22 protein-coding genes are annotated in these 22,579 nt (G+C 57.1%); 14 read left to right on the top strand and 8 right to left on the bottom strand.

Going from position 1 to position 22,579, the window contains the following annotated elements; genetic code table 11:
• Window positions 1-48: 48 nt before the first annotated feature.
• Entirely contained in the window at window positions 49-2,994 is a 2,946-nt protein-coding gene (locus ACYZUA_RS20625; RefSeq protein WP_461960393.1) for a DEAD/DEAH box helicase, read from the bottom strand.
• Window positions 2,995-3,146: 152 nt separating this feature from the next.
• Between ACYZUA_RS20625 and ACYZUA_RS20620 the strand changes: the two genes are divergently transcribed.
• From ACYZUA_RS20620 to ACYZUA_RS20610, 3 genes are all read left to right on the top strand, one after another.
• Window positions 3,147-4,403, top strand: coding sequence for an IS256 family transposase (locus ACYZUA_RS20620; RefSeq protein ID WP_240890573.1), 1,257 nt, complete (start codon window positions 3,147-3,149; stop codon window positions 4,401-4,403).
• A gap of 233 nt (window positions 4,404-4,636) precedes the next feature.
• The gene (locus tag ACYZUA_RS20615; RefSeq protein ID WP_461960392.1) at window positions 4,637-5,995 is read left to right on the top strand and encodes an MATE family efflux transporter; all 1,359 of its coding nucleotides are present in this window, start codon (window positions 4,637-4,639) and stop codon (window positions 5,993-5,995) included.
• Between the two features lie 95 nt (window positions 5,996-6,090).
• The gene (locus ACYZUA_RS20610) at window positions 6,091-6,792 is read left to right on the top strand and encodes a phosphoribosyltransferase (protein WP_461960391.1); all 702 of its coding nucleotides are present in this window, start codon (window positions 6,091-6,093) and stop codon (window positions 6,790-6,792) included.
• An 87-nt stretch (window positions 6,793-6,879) separates the two neighbouring features.
• Here the strand turns inward: ACYZUA_RS20610 and ACYZUA_RS20605 are convergent, their stop codons facing one another.
• Complete coding sequence (locus tag ACYZUA_RS20605) at window positions 6,880-8,247, bottom strand: erythromycin esterase family protein (protein ID WP_461960390.1); 1,368 nt, start codon at window positions 8,245-8,247, stop codon at window positions 6,880-6,882.
• Between the two features lie 227 nt (window positions 8,248-8,474).
• Window positions 8,475-9,230 (bottom strand): SDR family oxidoreductase, encoded by a 756-nt coding sequence (locus ACYZUA_RS20600; protein WP_461960389.1) that lies wholly within the window; start codon window positions 9,228-9,230, stop codon window positions 8,475-8,477.
• Between the two features lie 204 nt (window positions 9,231-9,434).
• Here ACYZUA_RS20600 and ACYZUA_RS20595 point away from each other — a divergent pair, with 204 nt between their 5' ends.
• Together ACYZUA_RS20595 and ACYZUA_RS20590 are read left to right on the top strand one after the other, a co-directional pair.
• Window positions 9,435-10,004, top strand: a complete 570-nt coding sequence (locus ACYZUA_RS20595; RefSeq protein ID WP_461960388.1) for a YceI family protein — start codon at window positions 9,435-9,437, stop codon at window positions 10,002-10,004.
• A gap of 88 nt (window positions 10,005-10,092) precedes the next feature.
• Window positions 10,093-10,815, top strand: a complete 723-nt coding sequence (locus ACYZUA_RS20590) for a GNAT family N-acetyltransferase (protein WP_461960387.1) — start codon at window positions 10,093-10,095, stop codon at window positions 10,813-10,815.
• 250 nt (window positions 10,816-11,065) lie between these two features.
• Here the strand turns inward: ACYZUA_RS20590 and ACYZUA_RS20585 are convergent, their stop codons facing one another.
• A complete protein-coding gene (locus ACYZUA_RS20585) occupies window positions 11,066-11,746 on the bottom strand; it encodes a TetR/AcrR family transcriptional regulator (RefSeq protein WP_461960386.1) in 681 nt (226 codons plus the stop codon).
• Window positions 11,747-11,832: 86 nt separating this feature from the next.
• Between ACYZUA_RS20585 and ACYZUA_RS20580 the strand changes: the two genes are divergently transcribed.
• Window positions 11,833-12,483, top strand: coding sequence for an NAD(P)H-dependent oxidoreductase (locus ACYZUA_RS20580; RefSeq protein WP_461960385.1), 651 nt, complete (start codon window positions 11,833-11,835; stop codon window positions 12,481-12,483).
• Here the strand turns inward: ACYZUA_RS20580 and ACYZUA_RS20575 are convergent.
• Window positions 12,440-13,561, bottom strand: coding sequence for a DmpA family aminopeptidase (locus ACYZUA_RS20575; RefSeq protein ID WP_461960384.1), 1,122 nt, complete (start codon window positions 13,559-13,561; stop codon window positions 12,440-12,442). The two genes, ACYZUA_RS20580 and ACYZUA_RS20575, sit on opposite strands and share 44 nt — an antisense overlap.
• 240 nt (window positions 13,562-13,801) lie before the next feature.
• Window positions 13,802-14,905: a polyamine ABC transporter substrate-binding protein gene (locus tag ACYZUA_RS20570; RefSeq protein WP_461960383.1), complete on the bottom strand. Its 1,104-nt coding sequence runs from the start codon at window positions 14,903-14,905 to the stop codon at window positions 13,802-13,804.
• A 111-nt stretch (window positions 14,906-15,016) separates the two neighbouring features.
• Here ACYZUA_RS20570 and ACYZUA_RS20565 point away from each other — a divergent pair, with 111 nt between their 5' ends.
• Window positions 15,017-15,793 (top strand): helix-turn-helix transcriptional regulator, encoded by a 777-nt coding sequence (locus ACYZUA_RS20565; RefSeq protein ID WP_461960382.1) that lies wholly within the window; start codon window positions 15,017-15,019, stop codon window positions 15,791-15,793.
• Here ACYZUA_RS20565 and ACYZUA_RS20560 read toward each other — a convergent pair.
• Complete coding sequence (locus ACYZUA_RS20560) at window positions 15,777-16,718, bottom strand: class I SAM-dependent methyltransferase (RefSeq protein WP_461960381.1); 942 nt, start codon at window positions 16,716-16,718, stop codon at window positions 15,777-15,779. The genes ACYZUA_RS20565 and ACYZUA_RS20560 overlap by 17 nt on opposite strands.
• A gap of 296 nt (window positions 16,719-17,014) precedes the next feature.
• Here ACYZUA_RS20560 and ACYZUA_RS20555 point away from each other — a divergent pair, with 296 nt between their 5' ends.
• The 6 genes from ACYZUA_RS20555 to ACYZUA_RS20530 all read left to right on the top strand — a co-directional run bounded on the left by ACYZUA_RS20555 (window position 17,015) and on the right by ACYZUA_RS20530 (window position 20,522).
• On the top strand, window positions 17,015-17,635 hold the full coding sequence (locus ACYZUA_RS20555; protein WP_461960380.1) for a cytochrome b/b6 domain-containing protein: 621 nt from the start codon (window positions 17,015-17,017) through the stop codon (window positions 17,633-17,635).
• A complete protein-coding gene (locus tag ACYZUA_RS20550) occupies window positions 17,632-18,417 on the top strand; it encodes a molybdopterin-dependent oxidoreductase (RefSeq protein WP_461960379.1) in 786 nt (261 codons plus the stop codon). Before ACYZUA_RS20555 ends, ACYZUA_RS20550 begins: the two co-directional genes overlap by 4 nt.
• Before the next feature lie 72 nt (window positions 18,418-18,489).
• Entirely contained in the window at window positions 18,490-18,756 is a 267-nt protein-coding gene (locus ACYZUA_RS20545) for a pentapeptide MXKDX repeat protein (protein WP_461960378.1), read from the top strand.
• A 180-nt stretch (window positions 18,757-18,936) separates the two neighbouring features.
• On the top strand, window positions 18,937-19,344 hold the full coding sequence (locus ACYZUA_RS20540) for a response regulator (protein WP_461960377.1): 408 nt from the start codon (window positions 18,937-18,939) through the stop codon (window positions 19,342-19,344).
• Between the two features lie 175 nt (window positions 19,345-19,519).
• Window positions 19,520-19,732, top strand: a complete 213-nt coding sequence (locus ACYZUA_RS20535) for a DUF1059 domain-containing protein (protein ID WP_415756902.1) — start codon at window positions 19,520-19,522, stop codon at window positions 19,730-19,732.
• A 112-nt stretch (window positions 19,733-19,844) separates the two neighbouring features.
• On the top strand, window positions 19,845-20,522 hold the full coding sequence (locus ACYZUA_RS20530; protein WP_461960376.1) for an HAD-IA family hydrolase: 678 nt from the start codon (window positions 19,845-19,847) through the stop codon (window positions 20,520-20,522).
• A 187-nt stretch (window positions 20,523-20,709) separates the two neighbouring features.
• On the opposite strand, the gene ACYZUA_RS20525 is transcribed toward ACYZUA_RS20530, so the two are convergent.
• Entirely contained in the window at window positions 20,710-21,648 is a 939-nt protein-coding gene (locus ACYZUA_RS20525; RefSeq protein ID WP_461960375.1) for a GlxA family transcriptional regulator, read from the bottom strand.
• 123 nt (window positions 21,649-21,771) lie between these two features.
• Between ACYZUA_RS20525 and ACYZUA_RS20520 the strand changes: the two genes are divergently transcribed.
• The gene (locus ACYZUA_RS20520; protein WP_461960374.1) at window positions 21,772-22,563 is read left to right on the top strand and encodes an SDR family NAD(P)-dependent oxidoreductase; all 792 of its coding nucleotides are present in this window, start codon (window positions 21,772-21,774) and stop codon (window positions 22,561-22,563) included.
• Window positions 22,564-22,579: the final 16 nt, after the last annotated feature.

The raw sequence follows: 22,579 nt of genomic DNA, 5'->3' as shown, positions 1-22,579 counted from the left end.
TGAGCTTTAAATGACGGCCATAATAGGCCGTCATTAGCGATGGGTGGTTTAGTTGTTAATTATGACTTTTAAATCTGTTCCTGAAATTCCTTTGATGTAAACATAGCTTGTACCAAGTACTGCAAGTTGCTCGTCTGAAATATGTTTGTTGGATATTGCGGGCTGAACAATATAGAACCCTATGACCAATTCCTTGTCACGGCATTTATACCGAAGAAGGTCGATTTGAGAAATGTCTCCTTTTAGTATTCTGTTAAAGCCTATTTCCTTTGATTTTGAGTATCTCGAAACAAGCTGTGAGAATAGGGCTTCACCTGAGTGAAGCCATTTGACGGATCTAGATGTCTGGCCGCTTACTTCATATGTGTCGGTAACTCTACCACCCGGTGCGGCTTTTCCCTTAGTCGCGCCACAATACTTGCAGTGGTAGAAATCCACTTCTATCCTGTCGTCTTTTTCATTGATTCCTACAAGGTCTGCTATTTCGCCAGCACCGTCGTCGTTGAATACAATCTGATATTTTTCTTCGATCTTCTTGTAAGTGAAACCTTGGACTGTATCAAGGTCTAGTGCTTTTCCCATTGACTCTTTTTGGATCCTTGTATTGCCCCAGTCCCATGTGGATAGCAGTTTTTTGGGTAGTTTAATGTTAAGGGTGACTGGCGAATAATATCTATAATTGCCTCTGATGAAAGATCCGTCTTGCTTTAGTAATCTCAGAGGGTTTTCATCGAGGTATTCGGAAAAAAGCTGCTCCCCCTGTAAAGAGATTTTTACATTGTTGCATGAGGTCTTGTAATCGTCATGTAATAGCGTAATTGTTATTTTTGAAATTTCTATTGCATCGTCAGTGGCACTATTAGTTAGGATTGGGATCTCAAGTATATTGTCTGAGGTGAGAATAGGCCTGCCAAGATAAATATCTAGCAAATTAAATGATTGGCCGTTTATTGTTAATGATACTTTCGATTCGGTTTCAATTGATATTTGATCTGGCCAGTCAGCGTAAAAAATTCCTGTGGGCCATGCATCGCGAATTTGCTCCGAGCGCATTACATTATCAAGAATATCTTTTGTGTTGATGTTGGCATCATTTAGTTTCAACGACGCTTGGTCACACCAACGCACCCAGTAATCAATAGACTCTGAGTTCATTTCCCATATTTTTCCTTTGTGAGAGCATCCTGCTGTTGTTTTTTCGCCATCCTCGAATCCACTTGCAAAAATATTGGATTTTATCGCGGTCCCATTTTCTAAATCACCCATAATCGAATTAATATCTCGGCCAACATGCATCGTGAAGCTTACATCCTTTTGAGTGCGAGATAAGCCAACGTTCTGTAGCTTCATGAATGAAATGTTGTGCAGTGTTCTAAATGTTTTCTCTCCAGCGATTTTTACACTATTGTTCGATATTAGATTTCGAAAGTTTGTCGCTTGTCCTTCATCACCCGAGCAATGAATAAACAGTGTTTTCTGTTCTTGTTGGAAGTAGGCTATATAAAGGTACCATTCAGTGTTTATAATGTCGGATGAATTAGCCCAGTTTACCGGTATCTCTGCCTTTGTTACCATGATCACCATGTTGTTAGCATCGTTTACGGTGACAAATTGTAGTTTTTCTCTAAGGGATTTAAAGTTTTCCGCGTTCGCTGGCTGCCAGTCTTCTTTAGTAAGTTGATAGGCGATTGCACTAATTTTTGGGGTAGGGTTCAGTGCTAGGATTTTTTCTCCGTCCCTATCACCTTCAAATTGAGAGGTGAGTTCGTCTCTCTGTACTTCTCTTTGGATCTTGTTGGTGCTCACGTCCCGAATAATAGCACTCCAGTCGGCACTTTCCTCATAAAGAGCTGACATCTGAGCATCCATCTTCTGGTTGGCGATGTTTGCAACAAATTTAGCGGTGCCGAGTTTGTCGTCGACTCGTGTAAGTCGTCCTATAAATTGTAAGGTCACAGCAGGACTTCTGTGTTGGTCATGGATTGCTGCAATTTTAAGTTCGGGGAGGTCGAATCCTTCACCAAGCATGTCTACGCAGACAATTATCTTGTGTTTCTTTTGTTTTATATTCTTTAAGGTGTTTTCTTTGTTTTTAATTTTACTGTGAATTAAAATGGGTGAGAGGTCGTTGTGATGTTTGTATATCTCAAAAAGCTGTTCTGCTTTTTTCTGTGACTTGGCTCTTACCATCATTAAGTGGTCTTTGTTGTCTTTTAGGTCTTGCCTTAATAGTTCAACGGCTTTTGCTGCGATAGCACTATCTGCTAAGCTTGGCTGGTATTCTCTAATGGGGTGAAACTCTATTTTTTGAAAGTAGCCATCGTTTTGTGCGTCTTTTAATGGGTAGTTGTAAATTATTTTTCCATCGAGGCTTTCTTTGTCTTCTCTGAAGGGTGTTGCTGTAAATTGCAAGCAGGGTTTTTCTTTAAAAGCTTTTCTGATTCGATTCCAAGTAATTGCGGCAACATGATGGGCCTCATCAATGATTAGGTGTGTGGATATGTTGGTTAGTGCCATCAACTCCTCTTCATTGAAGTTCTGTAGTGCCTGAGGTGTCGCGATTATTACGTTCGCTCCAACTAGCTTGTTTATTTCAAGTACTGTCAGTTTTGAGCTGATTTTGATGGTGACAGGGTTTTTTACCATTTCTCCGATGGCATTCATCTTTCTTAGGGTTTTAAGAACTTCTATTTTTTCGGAGGTCTGCTCGCGAAGTGCATCAGACGGAACGATAATCAGAGTTCTAGGAAACATTCCGGCCAGAATTAGAGAAAATATTGTATCGGTCTTACCTGTACCGGTAGGCATCACGACCGTTGCAGGGGTGCTCGGCGATGAAACGAGATGGCCTAGTGCGATATATAGCGCTGCCAGTTGAGGCTTTCTAAGCCCTAAACCTCCATTGGTAGCATTAGGTTCGATGAAACGGAACGGCTGATCTACCCAGCTACGATAGGCTTCGTTCGTCTCGTACATCCCTGTATCTAATGGCATTCCGGATTCCCCTCAATTTGGCAGCAGTATTTTGTTAGAGATTTCGTAAAAAATTATGAATTTGGTTGTTTTTTTATCGCTTCTTCGGAGGGTGTAATTAGTTTTGTGTAAACGGTCATTTGGCAGGAGACTGCCTACCCCAAGGAAATCCAATGACCGAGCCAAAACCCAAGCGCGCCAAACGAGTCAAGCCTGATCCTGAACTGGTTAAACTGGCCGACAGTCTGCTGGCCAACTACAAAAAGCCCGAAGATCTGATCGGCGAAAACGGCCTGCTCAAACAGCTCACCAAGATGCTGGTGGAGCGGGCCCTTGAAACCGAGATGACCGAACACTTGGGGCACGACAAAAGCGCAGCGATCACCAACACCGCCGCCAATGCGCGCAACGGTCACAGCGGTAAAACCCTGAAGGGCGACTTCGGCGAACTGCCGCTCGACATCCCTCGCGACCGGCAGGCGTCCTTCGAGCCGCAGTTGGTGGCCAAGCATCAAACCCGCTGGACGGGCTTCGATGACAAAGTCATCTCTCTCTACGCTCGCGGTTTGAGTGTCAGAGAAATCCAGGCTCACTTACAGGAAATGTACGGCACAGAGGTCTCTCCCAGCCTGATCTCGGCGATTACCGACGCGGTGAGTGACGAGGTCAAGCTGTGGCAAGCCAGACCACTGGACGCGCTGTACCCGATCCTCTATCTGGACTGCATTCACGTCAAAGTGCGTGACGCTGGCGCCGTGCGCAACAAGGCGGTTTACCTGGCTATCGGCGTCAATATGGCCGGTCACAAGGAAGTGCTGGGTCTGTGGATCGCTCAAACCGAAGGCGCGAAGTTCTGGCTGCAAGTGGTGACCGAACTCAAGAATCGGGGCGTGCAGGACATCTTCATCGCCTGCGTGGACGGTCTCAAAGGTTTCCCTGAAGCCATTGAAGCCGTCTACCCAAAAGCCGTCGTTCAGCTGTGCATCGTGCACATGGTGCGCAACAGCTTGAACTTCGTGTCGTGGAAAAAGCAGCGAGAGGTGGCGGCTGATCTCAAACTGATTTACACCTCGGCAACCGCCGAATTGGCCGAACAACGACTCTGCGAATTTGAAGCCAAATGGGATGCCGAGTACCAGTCGATCAGCCTGTCATGGCGGCGAAACTGGGCTCGGGTGATCCCGTTTTTTGACTATCCAGCCGAAATTCGCAAGGTGATTTACACCACCAATGCCATCGAATCGATCAACATGAGCCTGCGCAAAGTGATCAAAACGCGCGCCTCATTTCCGACCGATGACGCGGTGATGAAACTGTTTTATCTGGCGCTGAACAACATCAGCAAGAAGTGGACGATGCCGATCCGGGACTGGAAAGCGGCCTTGAATCGCTTCAGTATCCAGTTCGAAGATCGGCTGTTAACGGTTTAATAAAAATCCCGTTTACACAAAATCTAGGACACCCTCCTTCTTCGATTGAACCTACACGCTCAACAGTAGTGGCACAATGGTAATTTTGAAGTTCTATGACTGTAGGCTGACTGGTTAAAACTGGAAGCGGAAACCATGAGCTCTACCTAGATTCGAGAATTACCAGCGTACTGTTCGTATTTTCCTTAGCGTAGAATCCTGAAGCGCCAGCCCACCCCCGAGACGGACCCTCAATGCATACCCCCTCAACCCAACACCCCCTCTGGAAAACCTACCTCCTTTTCCTCGCCCCCATGGTCCTCTCCAATTTCCTCCAATCCATGTCGGGCACCATCAACAGCATCTACATCGGCCAAATGCTCGGCACCCAAGCCCTGGCGGCCGTGTCCGGCATGTTCCCCATCGTCTTCTTCTTCATCGCCCTGGTCATTGGCCTCGGCGCGGGTGCGGGTGTGCTCATCGGCCAGGCCTGGGGCGCGCGTGAACCGCACTTGGTGAAAACCATCGCCGGCACAACCTTGCTGTTAGGCGCAATGATCGGCCTGACAGCGGCAGTACTCGGCAGCGTATTCGCAAGGCCAGCCCTGGAAGGCTTGGGCACACCGGCCGACGTTATCGACGACGCCGTGTCCTACGCCCACGTCATGATGTGGATCATGCCGTCATTGCTGGTCTACGTGCTGTTCACCCAACTGCTGCGCGGGGTGAGCGATACGGTTTCGCCGTTGATCGCGCTGGTGGTGTCGACGTGTATCGGGTTGGCGCTGACGCCGGCGTTGATTCGGGGTTGGTTCGGGTTGCCGATGATGGGGATTCAGAGTGCGGCGTATGCGGGGTTGGCGGGTAATTTGTCGGCGATGGGGTGGCTGGCGTGGCGGTTGATTCGCAAGGGGCATCCGTTGGCGCCGGATCGGGAGATGTTTGCGGCGATGCGGCTGGACCTGGTGATTCTCGGCAAGGTGTTGCGCATCGGGTTGCCGACCGGGTTGCAGATGGTGGTGTTGTCGGTGTCGGAGCTGGTGATTCTGGCGCTGGTGAATCAGCACGGTTCGCAGGCGACCGCGGCGTATGGGGCGGTGACGCAGATCGTCAATTATGTGCAGTTTCCGGCGCTGTCGATCGCGATCACGGCGTCGATCCTCGGTGCTCAAGCGATTGGGGCAGGGCGGCTTGATCGCATGGGGCCGATTCTGCGCACGGGGCTGTTGATCAATGTGTGCCTGACCGGTGGGTTGGTGGTGTTGGGTTATCTGTTGTCGCACTGGTTGCTGGGGTTGTTCCTTACGGATGATTCCACCCGGGCGAAAGCGGAGCATCTGTTGCACATCATGCTGTGGAGTCTGTTGGTGTTCGGCTTCCAGGCGATTGTCGGCGGCATCATGCGTGCCAGCGGCTCGGTGCTGGTGCCCATGGCGATTTCGATTTTTTGTGTGGTCGGGGTGCAGTTGCCGGTGGCGTATGTGCTGGACGGGCACTTCGGGTTGCAAGGGGTGTGGATGGCGTTTCCAGTGGCGTATCTGGGGATGCTGGTGTTGCAGACGGCGTATTACAAAATGGTCTGGCAGCATCAGAAGATCGAGCGGTTGGTGTAGGCGGGCGGACTTGCTGTCGGCCACCTTCAGACTGACAATCTCTAGTGACCGTGTGATGCGAACCGACAGGCGTGATCGCCTCAGGAGGTTTTCAAATGAGTCCCTCATCGCCCACCATCCTGCAGGACCGGGCCGCTGCCGGTCGGCGGCTGGTGGAGTCGCTGCTCAAATACGCTCATCGCCCCGATGTCATCATCCTCGCCTTGCCCCGTGGCGGTGTGCCGGTGGCCTATGAGGTGGCCGCTGCACTGGACGTTCGTCTGGACCTGATGCTGGTGCGCAAGCTGGGCGTCCCGTCTCATGAAGAGCTCGCCATGGGCGCCATTGCCAGCGGCGGTATCCAAATTCTCAATGAACACGCGCTGCGGGTTCACCCGATTGACCCGGCTACGTTCGATGAAGTCGTCGCACGGGAAACCCGAGAGCTGTTACGCCGCGAGAAGGTTTACCGGGGAACGCGCGCGCCTGTGCAACTTAAGGATCAGGTGGTGATCCTGATCGACGACGGCCTGGCGACAGGCGCCTCGATGATGGCGGCAGTCCAAGCGGTGCGCGCGCAGACGCCGTCTCGTATCGTCGTCGCTGTGCCGGTGGCGCCGATCGAGACGGCGGAGGCGCTGCGCAGCGAAGTGGATGAGCTGATATGCCCGATCATTCCCGACTGGCTGATGTCGATCAGCCGTTGGTACATGGACTTTACCCAGACCTCGGATGCCGAGGTCATCAAGCTGTTGCAGCGGGCCTGGCTGCGAGAATCTGCTAGCGCCGCTTCAGCTCAGGGACGTTCCGAGGCGTAAGCGACACAATCCGTAGCAGCTGGCGAAGCCTGCTACTACGGATTGTGTCGCTCCTTAACTGATCGGCATTAGGCGTTACTCCCGGGTTTACACACCAAATGGGAAGGTGTCGTCTTCCGGTTCCAGTTCCTGGCTTTTCGGCAGTGCCAGTGCCGTCACCGGTCGGGTCTGTTCAATCCAGACCATTGCATCAAATTGTTCGGCCAGCACCGCCTCGAAGTAATGACTGCTGCGCTCGGTGTCGGGTCGGTAAATCACCCCGATGGCCCGCTCCAACAAAGGTTTGGACAAGGCTCGAAGCAGATCTTTTCGTTGCGGATCTCGCCAATCAGTCAATGAAGCCGGGACACCGGCCTTGAGGAACTGATGCTCCCAACTGTCTGGACGAGATGGCCGGATGTCCTTGATGTGCATCTCGCCATCCCAGTCATCGGCCGCTGCTACCTGGCCCCGGTCGGTGCTCATGCCGATCAGAACGACATTGCGGCCATAAGCGTTGCGGCACAGCTGACCGATATTGAACTGACCTTTCCAGCCCATTTCCGTGGCCGCCGCATTGCCGATATGGGAGTTGTGCGCCCACACCACCGCTTTGGCTTTTGGGCCTCGATGCTCAAGCAGGGCCTGTAATGTGTCGAACATGTGCCGGTCACGCAGGTTCCAGGAGGTGGTCGAACCTCGATAAATCGCTCGGTAGTATTGTTCCGCCGCCCGGACGACCCGGGCGTTTTGCGCCGCATTGAAGAACGCCTCGTCGTATTGGACGAGCCCGGCCAGTTGTTCGGCCAGCATGGCATTGAGTTGGTCGACCACGGCCTGCTCGCAGGGCATCAAGCCGTCGCGTTCCACAAAATGACCGTACAACGCAGGATCATCCTGCCAGGGGGTCAAACAGCCATAACGACGCCTTGCTTCATAGGCCAGGTGCGGGTCGACCCGTTCCAGATAGCTCAGCACCTCATGAATGGAGTTACGCAAACTGTAAACGTCCAGACCGCGAAACTCGACGCGACATTCAGGGGCTTGCTGGTGGTTGTACTGATGGAGCCAATGGGCGAACGCTCTCACATCGGTGTTGCGCCACATCCAGGTCGGAAACCGGCTAAAGATATGACGTTTCCAGGCCGAGGGCGCCAACCCCCGGACATAACGGTCGACATGACCGGCGTCTGGCCAGTCGGCTTCAACCGCCACGATAGTGAAGCCGTGCTGCTTGATCAGTCTTTGGGTGATCGCAGCCCGGGCTTGATAAAAGTCGCAAGTGCCATGACTGGCTTCACCGATCATCACCACCCGCGCATCAGCGTAGCGGTCGAACATTTCACCCAGGGCTTCGGCGTCCTGTTCCGGCAGGGGCTCGGCGTATTGACGCAGGAGAGGGGCGATGGCGGCATCGTCAATATGGCTATGTGAGCCATAAAGAGTGTCTGGCATGTCTTGGGAAGTGGTGTTCATGGACGTCATCCCCATGAGGGTGGATTGTCCAGCGTGCAGTGAGTCGGCTTTGATCGGTACGACTGACTTGTCTGTGTTTGATTTGAGTCAGAAACAGGGGAAAAATTCTAAGCCAGTGACCCGTCGATTCGGCGATCCGGTGGCTGCGTGATCGTGCACTTTAAGGGGGCAGCACGGCCATTCGCCAGGCTATGGCTGCACACCCGCTGATCATTATTGATAGCGACTCACGACGGATGAGCGATCTCTAGCCAGTCTTCAAACCGGGTCACTCCGACAATGGGGTTATCGCCGGGCGTGAGGGACTTGTCATTGATCGGGGCGCCGAAGTAAGGAACCGTGTCGTCCGAAACGGCTTCGCGCGGGTCCTTGGTGTGTTTCAGGTACTCACTTACGAATTCGACAATGGGTCGGCGATCCGGCCCGGCCACTTCCACGGTCTGATTGATCGGCGCTTTTTGCGCGATAGCCGTCAGTGCGGCCGCGACATCCAACGAAGCCACCGGTTGCAACGCGGCGGACGATAGATGGATGGTGTTGCCGTCCTCGCGACCCGAGTAAGCAATGGCACCAATGAACTCGAAGAACTGCGTGGCCCGCAGGATGGTGTAGGGAACGCCCGAGGCCTTGATGAGTTTTTCCTGGGCCATTTTGGCCCGGAAATAACCACTGTCGAGCATTCGTTCGGTGCCCACGACTGACAGGGCGACATGGTGTTGGGTGCCGGCTACCTTCTCGGCAGCAAACAGGTTATGCCCGGCGGTCTCAAAGAAATGCAACGCCGCGTGATCTTCGAATGAGGGGGAGTTGGCCACGTCGACCACCACGTCGGCGCCCTTGAGCGCGTCCGCCAGGCCCTCGCCGGTGATGACGTTGATGCCGGTACTCGGTGACGCTGAGATGACTTCATGCCCCAGATCCTGGAGGTTCTTGCAGACTTTGCTGCCGATCAGCCCGCTTCCTCCGATGATGACGAATTTCATGGCCGGTCTCCCGATGCGGTGAGTTGGGACAGTCATTAAACACCCGGGCAGCGGCCGTATCGGGCGGCCATTGGCGTGGGCCGACAGGTGGTCGGAAGTCTGAGCGGCAGGTGGAATTAACAGCGTTTGTTTGCTTTAGTCCACCTATCGCTGGCTCATGTGTGCGGCGCCTCTGCTCAAGACGGGACCTGACCGGAGAATCCCATGAAACACCGATTCCCGACCTGCGCCGTGCTGGTGGCCGCCCTTGCATTCGGCGCGTTGCCTTGCGCCCAGGCGGTCGAATACACGCAGGTGAATGAAACCGCCAGTACGATTTCCTTCACGTTTAAACAGTTCTCTTCGCGGGTATACGGTACGTTCCGCAAGTTCGACGCCACACTTGATTTCGACACAGCGAACCCGTCAGCAGGCCGGGCCGCGCTCACCATCCAGCTCGACAGCATCGATGCCGGAAGCAGCGACGCCAACAACGAACTGCAAAAACCAGCCTGGTTCAACACGGCAAGGTATCCAGTGGCGACGTTTGAATCGACCGGCGTGAAGGTACTGGGCGACAACCGTTACTCGATCACCGGAAAACTCACGCTCAGAGGGATCACACGTGAAGTGGAGGTACCGGTCCTCTTGAAGACCGACAACGCCATCGGGATTTTCGATGGCCAGTTAACGCTCAAGCGCAGCGACTTCAAAGTCGGTGAAGGTGAATGGGCCGGTGGTGTTGTCTCTGACAAGATCAATATCCGGTTTCGGATGGTTGCGCCGCAGCAGTAACGTGCTGCGGCGCATGCTGCCCCGGCACGTTATGATAGGCACGCCCGCGAACACACTCTTCACGTCCGCCCCAGAGTCAGAGCCACGAATGCCCCAGATCACCCATTTCAAAACCCCGTGCCCCGAGCACATCAATAGTCAGATCCTGCAAATGGTGGTCGATTACCTGACCGACATCAGCATGATCGCTATCGCGCCCAGCAACCTGTTGTACAACGTGTACCAGTACGCGATCGGCTACGAGGTTCACCTCTATCTGGAGGCGTTGAACGGGGCGAAAGGGATTGCGGTGGAGTTGCTCGTCGCGACCGACGAAGACGACCCGGAGAAGGTCGTCGGCTTTTTGCTGTACCTGCCGGTCAAGGACGATCCCGATGCGTGTGGTGTTGCGTATATGGCAGTGAGTGCCAGCCATCGGCGCCAAGGTATTGCTCGGCGGATGCTGCGGGAAATGATTGGCCGCTACCCGCATGCCGAGCTGACGTGCGCGGTGGCCAAGGTTCCGTATTTTGAGGCAATGGGGTTTCAGGTGGTGGGCGTGCGCGCGACTCAAGTGTTGATGAACACCCGCGACCACGGCACCGATGGCTTGATGGCCGTGCTGGATGTGGCATCGATTTACAGCTCGCTGGAGCTGCGGCAGATTCATACGTACCTGCTGCAAAAACACGGCAAGCGAGCTATGCTCGATGCGGAAAAGCAGCGTGATCGGCATCTGGACCAGATGACGCGCAAGGCGAATGGGTTTGTCCGCGAGCGACTGGGTGAAGGTGCGGTGCCAGCTCCTTCACCTCGACTGCGGTTGGTCTAGTCGCTTCGAATCGACGCAAAAAAGCCCTTGGTGCGGACAACGTGCCAAGGGCTTTTTCTTGTCTGGATTTCGTGCAGATAAAAAAGAGCCTCAAAGCTCTTTGATGGGGAGAAGTAGAGCACTCGAGGCTCAAGATGCGCATGAAGCAAGTGGTGAGCTTGGTAGGGGTTCATTTCACCCACCACTTACGCAACGGCTTGAGCAAACAAGCGGCTGCGTAGAATCATCGTAGAAAGTTGGGGGTTGGTGCTCAAGTACCGCTAGTCGAATCCATCGGTCCGGCGTCAGTTTTCGCGATGTTTTCAGCGTCGCCACGGGCGCTTCTTTCGACCATGGCGATGATGGTTTCGTACAGTTCGTCCTGTGCCTGCGCGGCGTTGATTTCTCCATTCGCGGCGGCGTGTGACAAGGCTTCCGCCGCACCGAGCATCGCCCGCAATCCCGCTGCCTTGATGTCACCCGCGCCGGCAAAAGGGGCGAGGGCGGCTCGGCACTTGTTCAGGAAAATAGCTTCGTACTCGCGCTTGATCTTCTCCAGTTCCGGGGAGCTGGCGAGTGCCGCGATGACACCGGGGATCTCGTTGCCCTGAAGCAGCACGCAGTCGACGTACGACGAAGCGATCACCTTGGCGGTGCCGGGTAAAGTCGGTTCGCTGCTCTGAAGCGCCGCATCCATCAGCGCTGTCTGCCGGGCATCGAAGTCTTGATAGAGCGCCGCCAGCAGCCCGGCTCGCGTGGTGAAGTGATCGTACACCACCGGTTTGGTGATCCCGGCCAGCTCGGCTAGTCGTCCCAATGTCAGCGCGTCGGTGCCTTCATCCCGAACGAGTTGCCAGGCGACGTCCAGCAACTGGCGTTGGCGGTCTTCCCGGGACATGCGTCGTCGAGGTTGGGGGTTGGAATCCTGCTCGATTGTTTCGGTGGTTGACATGGCTATGTACCAAAAGTAACTTACTGATCGTAACTTACCAAGAGTATATAAGGTCCGCCTTGTGCTCTCAATCAGGAGTTTCCAGCATGCACGCGCTTATCGTTGTGGCTCATCACGATCCTCGTTCGCTTACCCATAGCCTGGCGGCGCAAGTCGCTCAGGGCGTCACCCTGGACGATCCCGGTCATACCGTTGAAATCGCCGACCTCTCGGCCGATGGGTTCGATCCGAGGTTCAGCGCCGCTGACCTGGCGGTGCATCACCGGGAAGCGCCGCCCCCTGCCGATGTGGTTGCCGAGCAAGCGCGGATAGACCGCGCCGATGCGGTGGTGCTGGTTTATCCCGTCTACTGGTGGTCGATGCCGGCGCTGCTCAAGGGTTGGATTGATCGGGTGTTCGCCAACGGCTGGGCGTTCGATTTCACGGCGGATGCCAAGCTGGAGAAGAAGCTTGGTCATTTGCGGATTCACTTGATCGGTGTGGGCGGTGCCGACGCTGCAACTTACGCCCGGCACGGTTATGCCGAAGCCATGAAGACGCAGATTGACCATGGGATTTTTGATTACTGCGGTGCGCGGGTGGTGACGTCCGAGTTGCTGCTCGAATCGGAAATTCAGGACCCGGCAGTACACCTGGATGCCGCGAAAAGCCTTGGTCGCGAGCTCTTTGCGACATCCATGCACCTCAATCCTGTTAGACCTGCACTCCCGGCCAACCCGCTCGACGCAAGGCGTTGAGCAGCGTCCCCGCATCCAGTCCCGGCACCGCATGGCCATTGCCTTCGGCGGTGTCGGAGGCCAGCAAGGCATTGATGATTGCTTCCTCCACTGCTTCGGTGGCGGCTAGGAACAGCTCGCTGATGTGGTCATTGTTGACCATGCTCAGGTTGTCGGTGGTTGGCGCACGCTTACTCTCGTAAGCGGCCGGCGGCACGTGTTGGTTGCCGGTGGCGAAGGCGATGAAAATGTCACCGCTGTGGTCTTCATTACCGCCGCCGGTGCGGGCCAGGCCGAGGCTGGCGCGCTGCGCCAGGCGAGTGCACTGGTGCGGCAGCAACGGCGCATCGGTGGCCAGGCAAACGACAATCGAGCCCATGCCAGGATGCGGTAACGACGCTTTGAGAAACGGCGAGTCGGCCTTTTCCATGTAGCGCCCGACCGGGTAACCGTCGACGCGCAACTCGTTGCGGATGCCATGGTTAGCCTGGACGATGGCGCCGACGGTCCAGCCACCCTCAGCACTGTTCAGACGTCGCGAAGCGGTGCCGATTCCGCCCTTGAATTCGTGGCAGATCATGCCGCTGCCGCCGCCGACGGCACCCTCGATCACCGGACCACCTACCGCGGTGCGCAGGGCTTCGGCCACATGTTCGACCTTCACATGGAAACCGTTGATGTCGTTGAGCAGACCGTCGAAGGTTTCCAGTACCACCGGCATGTTCCAGTAGAGTCGCCCGTCATCGGGTTGCTCCTGACGATCCAGCGTCACCAGCGCATCGCGCACCACGCCCAGGCTGTGGGTGTTGGTGAAGGCGATCGGGCTGGTCAACAGACCGGCCTCGCGAATCCACTCAAGACCGGTCGCATCACCGTTGCCATTGAGCACATGGACGCCGGCAAAGCATGGTTGCAGGCTGGTAGAACCGGCACGCGGCTCGATCACGGTGACGCCGGTCAGAATGTCGCGGCCGTTGGCGGTGCGTCCTCGCACATTGCTGTGGCCGACTCGTACACCGGGCACATCGGTGATGGCGTTGAGCGGGCCGGGTTGCAGTTGGCCGAACTGGATGTTCAGGTCGCGGGCACGTGGTTTCATCGTTTCTCTCATCTTCAATTTATTCAAAAAAGTTATTGGCTAACGCAATCCCCGTAGCAGCTGTCGAGCTTGCGAGGCTGCGTTCGGTTCGGGCCGCGTTCGGACGCAGCAGTCGTAAAGTCTAAGTACGCGGTGCTTCAGGGGGATCGCGTTAACCGGATTCACGACTGCTTCGTCCGAACGCGGCCCGAACCGAACGCAGCCTCGCAAGCTCGACAGCTGCTACAGATCCCGTCGGGTTCACTGACCGTTTTTGACTTTGCTCCAGATCCGCGTCCGCACGCGTTCGGTGGCGGGCGGCAGAGGCTGAAGGGTGAATAACGTGGCCATGGCTTCGGCCGACGGATATACGGCCGGATTGTTGCGGGTCGCTTCGGCCATCAGTGGCGTCGCGCTGCGGTTGCCGTTGGGGTAGGAGAGGTGATCACTGACCGGCGCGATGACGTCGGGGCGCATCAGGTAGTCGATGAAGGCCAAACCCTGTTCCGGATGCGGCGCGTCCTTGAGCAACACCAGGGTGTCGAACCAAACCGGCGCACCTTCCTTCGGCAAGCTGTAGGCGATTTTCACGCCATTGTTCGCCTGCTCGGCAGTGGTCTTGGCTTCCAGCATCGCGCCAGACCAACCCACCGCGACGCAAATGTTGCCGTTGGCCAGGTCGCTGATGAACTTGGACGAGTTGAAGTAGGCAATGTGTGGACGCAGCTTGAGCAGCAGTGCTTCGGCCTTCTTGTAGTCCTCGGGATTGGTGCTGTTGGGGGGCAGACCAAGGTAGTGCAGGGCGACTGGCAGCATTTCGGCCGGTGAGTCGAGCATGGCCACGCCGCACTGGCCGAGTTTGGCCAGGTTCGCTTCATTGAACACCAGGTCCCAGGAATCCACCGGCGCCTTGTCGCCCAGCGCCGCGCGGACTTTGTCAATGTTGTAGCCGATGCCGTTGGTGCCCCACAGATAGGGCACGGCGTACTGATTACCCGGGTCGTTGTTCGCCAGTTTCGCCAGCAGATCAGCGTCCATGTTTTTGAAATCGGGCATCCGAGCGTGGGGCAGAGGTGCAAGGGCACCGGCCTTGATCAGGGTCGGCAAGCTGAAGTTGCTGGCCACCACCACGTCGTATCCGCTGCGGCTGGTGAGCAATTTGCCTTCCAGCACTTCGGCGCTGTCGAAGGTGTCGTAGACCGGCGCAATCCCGGTGTCACGCTTGAAATCCTGCAGCGTCGTAGGACCAATGTAGTCATACCAGTTGTAGACGTGAACCGTCGGACCCTCGGCGGCAACCGCCGATAGCGAAACCGACAAACAGGCGCCCAGTCCAAGATTGATATACGAGCGGTGACGACTCATGATGCGGCACTCCTGACCTGCTGCAGGCCGGTGATGATCAGGTGCTTGCAGCGTATCGACCGGGAGTGAACTCACCCATTCCCATCATGGGTTACTCAAAAGGGGTAGTGCGTGGACGCGTTGTTGAAAGAGTTACCCGTGCACCAGGGGCTGGCGCGGGTATTTGGTGCCGTGGGGCAGGACGGGTTCTGGCGTGCGCTGGTCGACACGCTGCGGCTGCTGGTGCCGCTGGATAATGCGTTGGTCGCGGTGATGCGGGCCGGGCGGGTGCCGCGTCTGCTGATCGACTTCGACTCAAAGGGCGGTGCTGCCGAGCAAGAAGAACTGGCGGATTACAGCGCCGGCATGTACCTGCTCGATCCGTTTTATCAGGCGGCCTGTGCCGGCATCGCCGACGGCTTGCACAGCCTCGAATCGGTGGCGCCCGACCAGTTCCAGCAGAGCGAGTACTACCTGAGCTACTTCCGCACCGTGGTGGGCGGCGACGAGTTGCAGTTCATGATCAACGTCGATGGCGCCGTGCTCGGTTTGTCGTTGGGACGCTCGACGCGATTCACGCTTGAGGAACAGGGCCGCCTGCTCTGCGTGCGCGATTGGGTGCTGGCGGCGATGCGCCGTCACCTGCAATTGATGCCACCGGAAGGACCGGCAACCGAGGCGGTGGCCGGGGATCTGGCGACCCTGCTGGATCGCTTCGACGCGCGCCTGTCGGTACGGGAAATCGAAACGGCGCGCCTGATTCTTCAGGGCTTCTCAAGCAAGGCCATCGCCCAGCAGATGGGCATTTCCCCGGAGACGGTGAAGGTGCACCGACGCAATCTCTATCACAAGCTCAATGTGAATGGGCATGGTGAGTTGTTTGCGCTGGTGCTCAATCCCCCAGCCTGAACACCAACGCCTTCAACCCGCATTCAACATCGGCGTCCGGAAACTCCGGTGGATTGTCCAGCCGTTGCTCGAAACGCAGGCTCGGTGCTTCGCGGGTGACGCCGTCGATGAGGAAGTCCGCACCGAACGCCGGATCGTTCATGCACGCCAGCACCGTGCCCTGAGGACTGAGCAATTCCGGCAGTCGGCGCAGCACGCGCTGGTAGTCCTTGGTCAGCAGAAAACTGCCTTTCTGAAAGGACGGTGGGTCGATGATCACCAGGTCGTAAGGGCCCTTGCCGATCACCTTGCCCCAGGATTTGAACAGGTCATGACCGAGGAACGTCACCTTGCTCAGGTCGTGGTTGTTGAGCCGGTGATTGTCGCGGCCACGGCTCAGGGCCGGGCTGGACATGTCCAGATTGACCACGTGCGTCGCACCACCTTCGATGGCCGCTACTGAGAATCCGCAGGTGTAGGCGAACAGATTCAGCACGCGCTTGCCCTGAGCATTGGCCCGCACCCAGTCGCGGCCATAACGCATGTCGAGGAACAGGCCGGTGTTCTGTTTGCGGCCCAGGTCCACCCGATAATGCAGGCCGCCCTCGGTGATCGTCATCTCGTCGATCGCGTCCCCCAATAGCCACTCGGTGGTGCTTTGCAGCAGGTAGCGATGTTGCAGCAGGAGCGTGTGCGCGCCGGATTGCGTCCACTCAGGCGATTGCGTGAGGTCCATCAGCTTCTGTTTCAACGCTTCCAGCTGCGACGCTTCGGGTTCCTTGAACAGCGACACCAGCACCACGCCTTGCAACCAGTCCACGGTCAATTGCTCCAACCCCGGCCAGCACCGGCCACGGCCGTGGAACAGCCGGCGGGTTTCGGCGGGGGCAGCCGTCAGAGCCGTCAGTAAATGGTCGTGGAGGATGGAGAGAGCGTCAGCGTTCATCGGGTACGGTCGGCAATTGGAGGGGGGCGGCATTTTAAACACAATTGAGCCAAGGGTGGACCACGCAAAAACCTGTGGGAGCGAGCCGGCTCCGGGCGGCGTTCCGACGATGGCGGCATTACATTCAACATCAATATTGACTGATCTATCGCTATCGTCGGAACGCCGCCCGGAGCCGGCTCGCTCCCACAGGTTTTTGGGGGGCAGTTATCACGTTTAATTTAACTTTACGTGAGGATTTGGCGATCTGTCGGCTCGCATAATCGGCTCCAACGATCAACCGCCGGGAGCCCATCATGTCGCCGTTACCTGCTGCATCCACGGTCAACAGCCATCCCCGCTGGCTACGGCTGACCCACTGGCTGAACGCCTTGGCGGTGTTGGTCATGGTCACCAGCGGTTGGCGAATCTATAACGCGTCTCCGCTTTATGACTTCAGTTTTCCCAAGGCAATCACGTTGGGTGGCTGGCTCGCCGGCGCATTGCAATGGCATTTCGCGGCGATGTGGTTTCTGGCCGTCAACGGTCTTGTCTACCTGATCATCAACCTCGTCAGTGGTCGTCTGAAACGGCGCTTTTTCCCGGTTTCGCCTAAAGGTGTCCTGCATGACCTGTGGGCCGCGTTGAGAGGGCGGTTGGGGCATGCCGACCTGAGTCATTACAACCAGGTGCAGCGGGTGGCGTACCTGTTCGTGATGGTCGACATCACGCTGTTGGTGATTTCCGGGCTGGTGTTGTGGCAGTCCGTCCAGTTTCCGCTGTTGCGTGAACTGCTGGGCGGTTACGAAGGCGCACGGCATGTGCACTTCATCGCAATGTCGCTGTTGGTGGCCTTTGTCGCGGTTCATCTGGTGATGGTCGCACTGGTTCCCAAAACGTTGTGGGCCATGATTGTCGGTCGCAAGGAGGTCCTATGAAAAAGCGCATTCAAGGCTCAGGGCTGGACGAGTCGTCCATCCTGACAGACGCCAGAAAGATCCTTGCCCCACAGATCGAAGACCGCTCACGGCGCTCGTTCCTGATGCGCGGCCTGACCCTTGGCGGCGTGGCCATGTTGTCCGGCTGCAACCTCACCGACAACAAAAGCGTCGAGACCGCGCTGTCCTCCATGTCCCGGTTCAATGATCGGGTACAGGGCTGGTTGTTCAACCCCAATACCCTGGCGCCGACCTATCCCGAGTCAATGATCACCCGACCGTTTCCGTTCAATGCCTTTTATGGCATCGACGAGGCGCCGATGGTGGAGGAACAGAGTTATCGACTGGAAGTGACCGGGATGGTCGCGGACAAGCGCAGCTGGCGCCTGGAAGAACTGCGCGCCATGGCCCAGACCGAACAGATTACCCGGCACATTTGCGTCGAAGGCTGGAGCGCGATCGGGCGCTGGGGCGGCGTGCGGTTCAGCGACTTCCTGAGACGGATCGGTGCCGACACGGATGCCAAATTTGTCGGCTTCAAATGCGCCGACGATTACTACACCAGCATCGACATGGCTACCGCGCTGCACTCGCAGACCTTGCTGGCGCTGACCTATGACGGCGCGGTGCTGCCGCGCGAATACGGCTTCCCGATGAAGCTGCGCATGCCCACCAAGCTGGGCTACAAGAACCCCAAACATATTCAGGCGATTTTCGTCACCAACACCTATCCGGGTGGCTACTGGGAAGACCAGGGCTACAACTGGTTCGGTGGTAGCTGATGGCGCCTGGCCCACTTCTCTGCGCAGCGTCCGCTGCGCTCATTCGCAAGCTGTGTATAAAGGAGTTTCATCATGAAAAAGTTAGCGACCACCGTACTGTCCATGTGCCTGGCGTTTGGCGCCGCGAGCGTGCTTGCCGCCGATGCAACAACCAATAACAGCATGAACAAGGATTCAATGTCTAAAGACACCATGCACAAAGACACGATGAAGAAGGATTCCATGAACAAGGATTCCATGAGCAAGGACACGATGAAGAAAGACACCATGTCCAAGGACGGAATGAAGAAGGACGAGATGTCCAAGGACACCATGAAAAAAGACGCTCCGTCGTACTGATCCCAACACCCTACTTCTAGGCCAGACCCTGGTTTGCAGGCGCCCATACAGCGCTGTATGGCGCCTGATTCATCGCCCGATTGCATCAAAAATGAATTTCCGCGAAGTCCGCTGCTCATACCTGTAAGTAGCGGATTTAAGCGCGCGAAATCATTTAGGCATTCAGGGAGTGGCACAGTCATGGGACCAGTATCGACGGCGGGCGATCATTTCCTTGGCGAGTTGATTCTTGTGGTTGAGGACGACCCGTTGATCCTGGAGTTTCTCTGCGAAATTCTTCAGGACGAAGGCTTTGTGGTTCAACCGCAGACCAGCGCGGATGCCGCGTCGAAGTATCTGGAGCAACACTCCGAAGCCGTCCGTCTATTGCTCACGGACATCACCATGCCGGGCAAACTCAATGGCGCGGACCTGGCCAATCTGTTTGGCGACCGCTGGCCGGACAAGCCGATCATGATCATGTCCGGGTTCGAAACGCCGGAAAGCGCCGGGGTCAGGCATTCGGTGTCGTTCATCAAGAAACCGTGGGCGCTTGGGCAGTTGCTGGATTGTGTGGAAGGTGCCTTGAAGTCGAAAAGTACCCAGTAGAACCTGCGGCACATCAGACCACTACGACCTGTCACGATGCGCCTTTTGGCGGGCCTATACTTCAAGAGTCGGCACACTCGGCGCGACCTGCAATCGTGTTTGATCCATGAGGTGACGCGTCGAGTGATCGTTGACGCAGGCCACGGCCTGCCTTCGTCGTAGGGAGGATAAGATCATGGCGCGTAAATATATCGACTGCCGCGAGTTTCCAAGCGATGCCAAATGCTCGGTTGCTCTGTCCGCAGACTCTGAAAACGAACTGCTAGAGGCCGCCGCACAGCATGCGGTCAGTGTTCACAAGCACACCGACTCACCGGAACTGCGCGCTCAACTGAAGACAATGTTTCACGACGGCACCCCGCCTGTTGACGCACCGCGTCCCGCTTAGCACGGAAATCCTCTGCAGGAGTTGCCGAAGGCTCGGGCCGCGTTCGGCAGCTCCTCGCAAATGCTACATTGTTCGGCGAACCCGCCTGGCACTTGCGAGAGGTAGCTCCCCTTTGTCCGCTCAAAAATCTGTCTTCAACACCCCGTACCGCGCTTTTCTGTTTGATATGGACGGCACCGTCCTCAACTCCATCGCCGCTGCCGAGCGGATCTGGGCGGCTTGGGCCTTGCGCCACGGCGTTGATGTCGTTTCATTCCTGCCCACCATCCATGGCGTTCGCGCCATCGACACCATCAATCGTCTGGCGTTGCCCGGGGTGGATGCCGAGGCTGAAGCGGCGTTCATCACCGAGGCGGAAATCGAGGATGTCGAGGGGATCATCGAGGTGCCTGGCGCAGCGATTTTCCTGAAGTCGCTGCCCGCCAACCAGTGGGCGATCGTCACCTCGGCGCCGAAGGCATTGGCGCTGCGGCGGATGGCGGCGGCGGGTATTCCGCAGCCTTTGGTGATGGTCACTGCCGAGGACGTCAGTGCCGGCAAACCCGATCCCGCGGGCTATCGACTGGCAGCCAGGCGCTTGGGCGTTGAACCGACCGATTGCCTGATTTTCGAAGACGCCACCGTGGGTATCCTCGCCGCCGAGGCGGCGGGCGCGGGGCTGATCGTAGTGACCTCGACCCACAACCATCCGCTCCAGACCCCGCATGCCACGCTCGCCAGCTATGAATCGGTCGGCAGCCGCGTGGAGTCCGAAGGTCTGCTGCGCCTTGAGACGCGAGGGCTTCAGTAAACCCCGGGAATCAACCGCCAGCTGCGGGCGCAATAAGCCCCAGCGCGAGCACTCGCTCGCCACAAAGGTACTCACGGTCCAAGAGCGCGCTTAAGTGAACAGCACTGCAGTTTGGCCGAGATTTTCATCTGCACCTCCACAAATGGACCTGACACCGTTCGGTGCAGGAGCGGCCGCAGGCTGCGATCTACACCGAACGGGCATTACGCCGGATCACCTGTGGCGGCTGCCCGAACGCCCGAAGGAAGGCTTCGCGCATGCGGCGACAGTCGCTGAAGCCAGATTCTTCGGCGATCTGATCTAGGGTCAGGCGCCCGCGTTCCAGCATCTGCCGCGCCGTTTCCAGGCGCAGGTTCTCGATGGCTTTGGCCGGTGATTGACCGGTTTCCGCCCGAAAGGCCCGGCTGAATTGCCGAGGGCTGAGGCGCGCGACGTCCGCCAGTTGCTCCACCGACAACGTCTCGGTGAGGTGTTCTCGCGCATAGCCAAGGACGGTTTGAATGCGGTCGGATTTCGCTTCCAGTTCCAACAGCGCCGAGTGCTGCGACTGGCCGCCCGCACGGCGGTGGTACATCACCAGTTTCTGCGCCACGGAACGGGCAAGCGCGGCGCCGTGATCCTTTTCCACCATTGCCAGCGCCAGGTCGATGCCGGCGGTCATCCCGGCGGAGGTCCAGATCGAACCGTCGACAACATAGATGCGGTCTTCTTCGACCTTGATCGATGGAAACCGCACTTGCAGCTCCCGTGCATAAGCCCAATGGGTGGTGGCGCGCCGTCCGTCGAGCAATCCCGCCTGTGCCAGGACGAACGCCCCGGAGCAGATCGACGCCGTGCGCCGTGCGGTTTTAACGTTTGCGCGCAGGTAGTTCAGCACGCCCTCGGGGGCCTGCGCGAGGATGGCATCGCCGCCCACCACAATCACCGTGTCGAACACCCGCTCACCAAAGGCCTCGGTGCCGACGTTCAACCCACCGGAAGCGCGCAAGGTGCGGCCGTCTTCGGACACCACGCTCACCTCATAAAGCGCCTCGCCAGCGCTGAAATTGGCGTACTCGAACACCGGCATGGCCGCCAGCGCCATGGACTGGAACCCTTCAAACACTACAAATGCCACGGAAGTCATCGAGATGTCCTCTAAAGGTCATGTCCGAAAAACGTACTTTAAACGTCATTTGAGACGGGCGTTAGACCCTTTATAACGGTTCACACCCGGCGACGTTATCGCCTCACTGTGAAGGAAATCGACATGGCCCTCTCATCCAAAGGCACCGCACTGATCACTGGCGCTTCATCGGGCATCGGCGCGGTGTATGCCGACCGTCTGGCCCGGCAGGGTTACGACCTGATTCTGGTCGCCCGCAGCCAGGCAAAACTGAACGCCCTGGCCAACCACCTGAGTAACGAAACCGGCCGCGCCGTGGAAGTGGTCGCCGCTGATTTGAAAGACAAGGCCGACGTGCGGCGGGTCGAAGAAATTCTACGCTCCGACGCCAGTATCACCCTGTTGGTCAACAACGCCGGGGTCGGCGCTGTCATGCCGCTGCTCGGCAGCCCGGTGGATGACATGGAAGACATGATCGCCCTCAACGTGACCGCGTTGATGCGCCTGGCGTACGCGGTGGTGCCAGGCTTCGTCGCTCGCGGCACAGGAACTGTGATCAATATCTCCTCGATCGTTGCCATCGCCCCGGAAATACTCAACGGCGTGTATGGCGGGACCAAGGCGTTTGTCCTCGGCCTGAGCCAATCCATGCACCGCGAACTGGCGGACAAAGGCATTCGGATCCAGGCCGTGCTGCCCGGCGCTACTGCCACTGACTTCTGGAGCGAGGCCGGCAACCCAGTGGAAAACCTGCCGCAAGAGATCGTGATGTCTGCCCAGGACATGGTCGATGCCGCGCTGGCCGGGTTGGCACAAGGCGAAGTGGTGACCATTCCGGGCCTGCACCAAGGCGATCAGTGGGACGCCTACGAAGTCCAGCGCCAGACGCTGTCAGGCTTGTTCGGCAACTCCACGGCAGCACCGCGTTATCGCTGAAGCGGTAGCCGCCGGG

The organism is Pseudomonas sp. LS2P72, assembly GCF_054897865.1.
The sequence above is the reverse complement of the archived record's forward strand: the minus strand, read 5'-3'. Positions and strand labels throughout refer to the sequence as shown.

Excerpts from the sequence above, each read along its gene's own strand:
- ACYZUA_RS20615 (WP_461960392.1), top strand. The coding sequence starts at position 4,637 with ATGCATACCCCCTCAACCCAACACCCCCTCTGGAAAACCTACCTCCTT.
- ACYZUA_RS20555 (WP_461960380.1), top strand. The coding sequence starts at position 17,015 with ATGTCGCCGTTACCTGCTGCATCCACGGTCAACAGCCATCCCCGCTGG.
- ACYZUA_RS20525 (WP_461960375.1), bottom strand. The coding sequence starts at position 21,648 with ATGACTTCCGTGGCATTTGTAGTGTTTGAAGGGTTCCAGTCCATGGCG.
- ACYZUA_RS20570 (WP_461960383.1), bottom strand. The coding sequence starts at position 14,905 with ATGAGTCGTCACCGCTCGTATATCAATCTTGGACTGGGCGCCTGTTTG.
- ACYZUA_RS20540 (WP_461960377.1), top strand. The coding sequence starts at position 18,937 with ATGGGACCAGTATCGACGGCGGGCGATCATTTCCTTGGCGAGTTGATT.
- ACYZUA_RS20595 (WP_461960388.1), top strand. The coding sequence starts at position 9,435 with ATGAAACACCGATTCCCGACCTGCGCCGTGCTGGTGGCCGCCCTTGCA.
- ACYZUA_RS20520 (WP_461960374.1), top strand. The coding sequence starts at position 21,772 with ATGGCCCTCTCATCCAAAGGCACCGCACTGATCACTGGCGCTTCATCG.
- ACYZUA_RS20585 (WP_461960386.1), bottom strand. The coding sequence starts at position 11,746 with ATGTCAACCACCGAAACAATCGAGCAGGATTCCAACCCCCAACCTCGA.
- ACYZUA_RS20535 (WP_415756902.1), top strand. The coding sequence starts at position 19,520 with ATGGCGCGTAAATATATCGACTGCCGCGAGTTTCCAAGCGATGCCAAA.
- ACYZUA_RS20560 (WP_461960381.1), bottom strand. The coding sequence starts at position 16,718 with ATGAACGCTGACGCTCTCTCCATCCTCCACGACCATTTACTGACGGCT.
- ACYZUA_RS20545 (WP_461960378.1), top strand. The coding sequence starts at position 18,490 with ATGAAAAAGTTAGCGACCACCGTACTGTCCATGTGCCTGGCGTTTGGC.
- ACYZUA_RS20550 (WP_461960379.1), top strand. The coding sequence starts at position 17,632 with ATGAAAAAGCGCATTCAAGGCTCAGGGCTGGACGAGTCGTCCATCCTG.
- ACYZUA_RS20575 (WP_461960384.1), bottom strand. The coding sequence starts at position 13,561 with ATGAAACCACGTGCCCGCGACCTGAACATCCAGTTCGGCCAACTGCAA.
- ACYZUA_RS20605 (WP_461960390.1), bottom strand. The coding sequence starts at position 8,247 with ATGAACACCACTTCCCAAGACATGCCAGACACTCTTTATGGCTCACAT.
- ACYZUA_RS20625 (WP_461960393.1), bottom strand. The coding sequence starts at position 2,994 with ATGCCATTAGATACAGGGATGTACGAGACGAACGAAGCCTATCGTAGC.
- ACYZUA_RS20580 (WP_461960385.1), top strand. The coding sequence starts at position 11,833 with ATGCACGCGCTTATCGTTGTGGCTCATCACGATCCTCGTTCGCTTACC.
- ACYZUA_RS20600 (WP_461960389.1), bottom strand. The coding sequence starts at position 9,230 with ATGAAATTCGTCATCATCGGAGGAAGCGGGCTGATCGGCAGCAAAGTC.
- ACYZUA_RS20610 (WP_461960391.1), top strand. The coding sequence starts at position 6,091 with ATGAGTCCCTCATCGCCCACCATCCTGCAGGACCGGGCCGCTGCCGGT.
- ACYZUA_RS20620 (WP_240890573.1), top strand. The coding sequence starts at position 3,147 with ATGACCGAGCCAAAACCCAAGCGCGCCAAACGAGTCAAGCCTGATCCT.
- ACYZUA_RS20590 (WP_461960387.1), top strand. The coding sequence starts at position 10,093 with ATGCCCCAGATCACCCATTTCAAAACCCCGTGCCCCGAGCACATCAAT.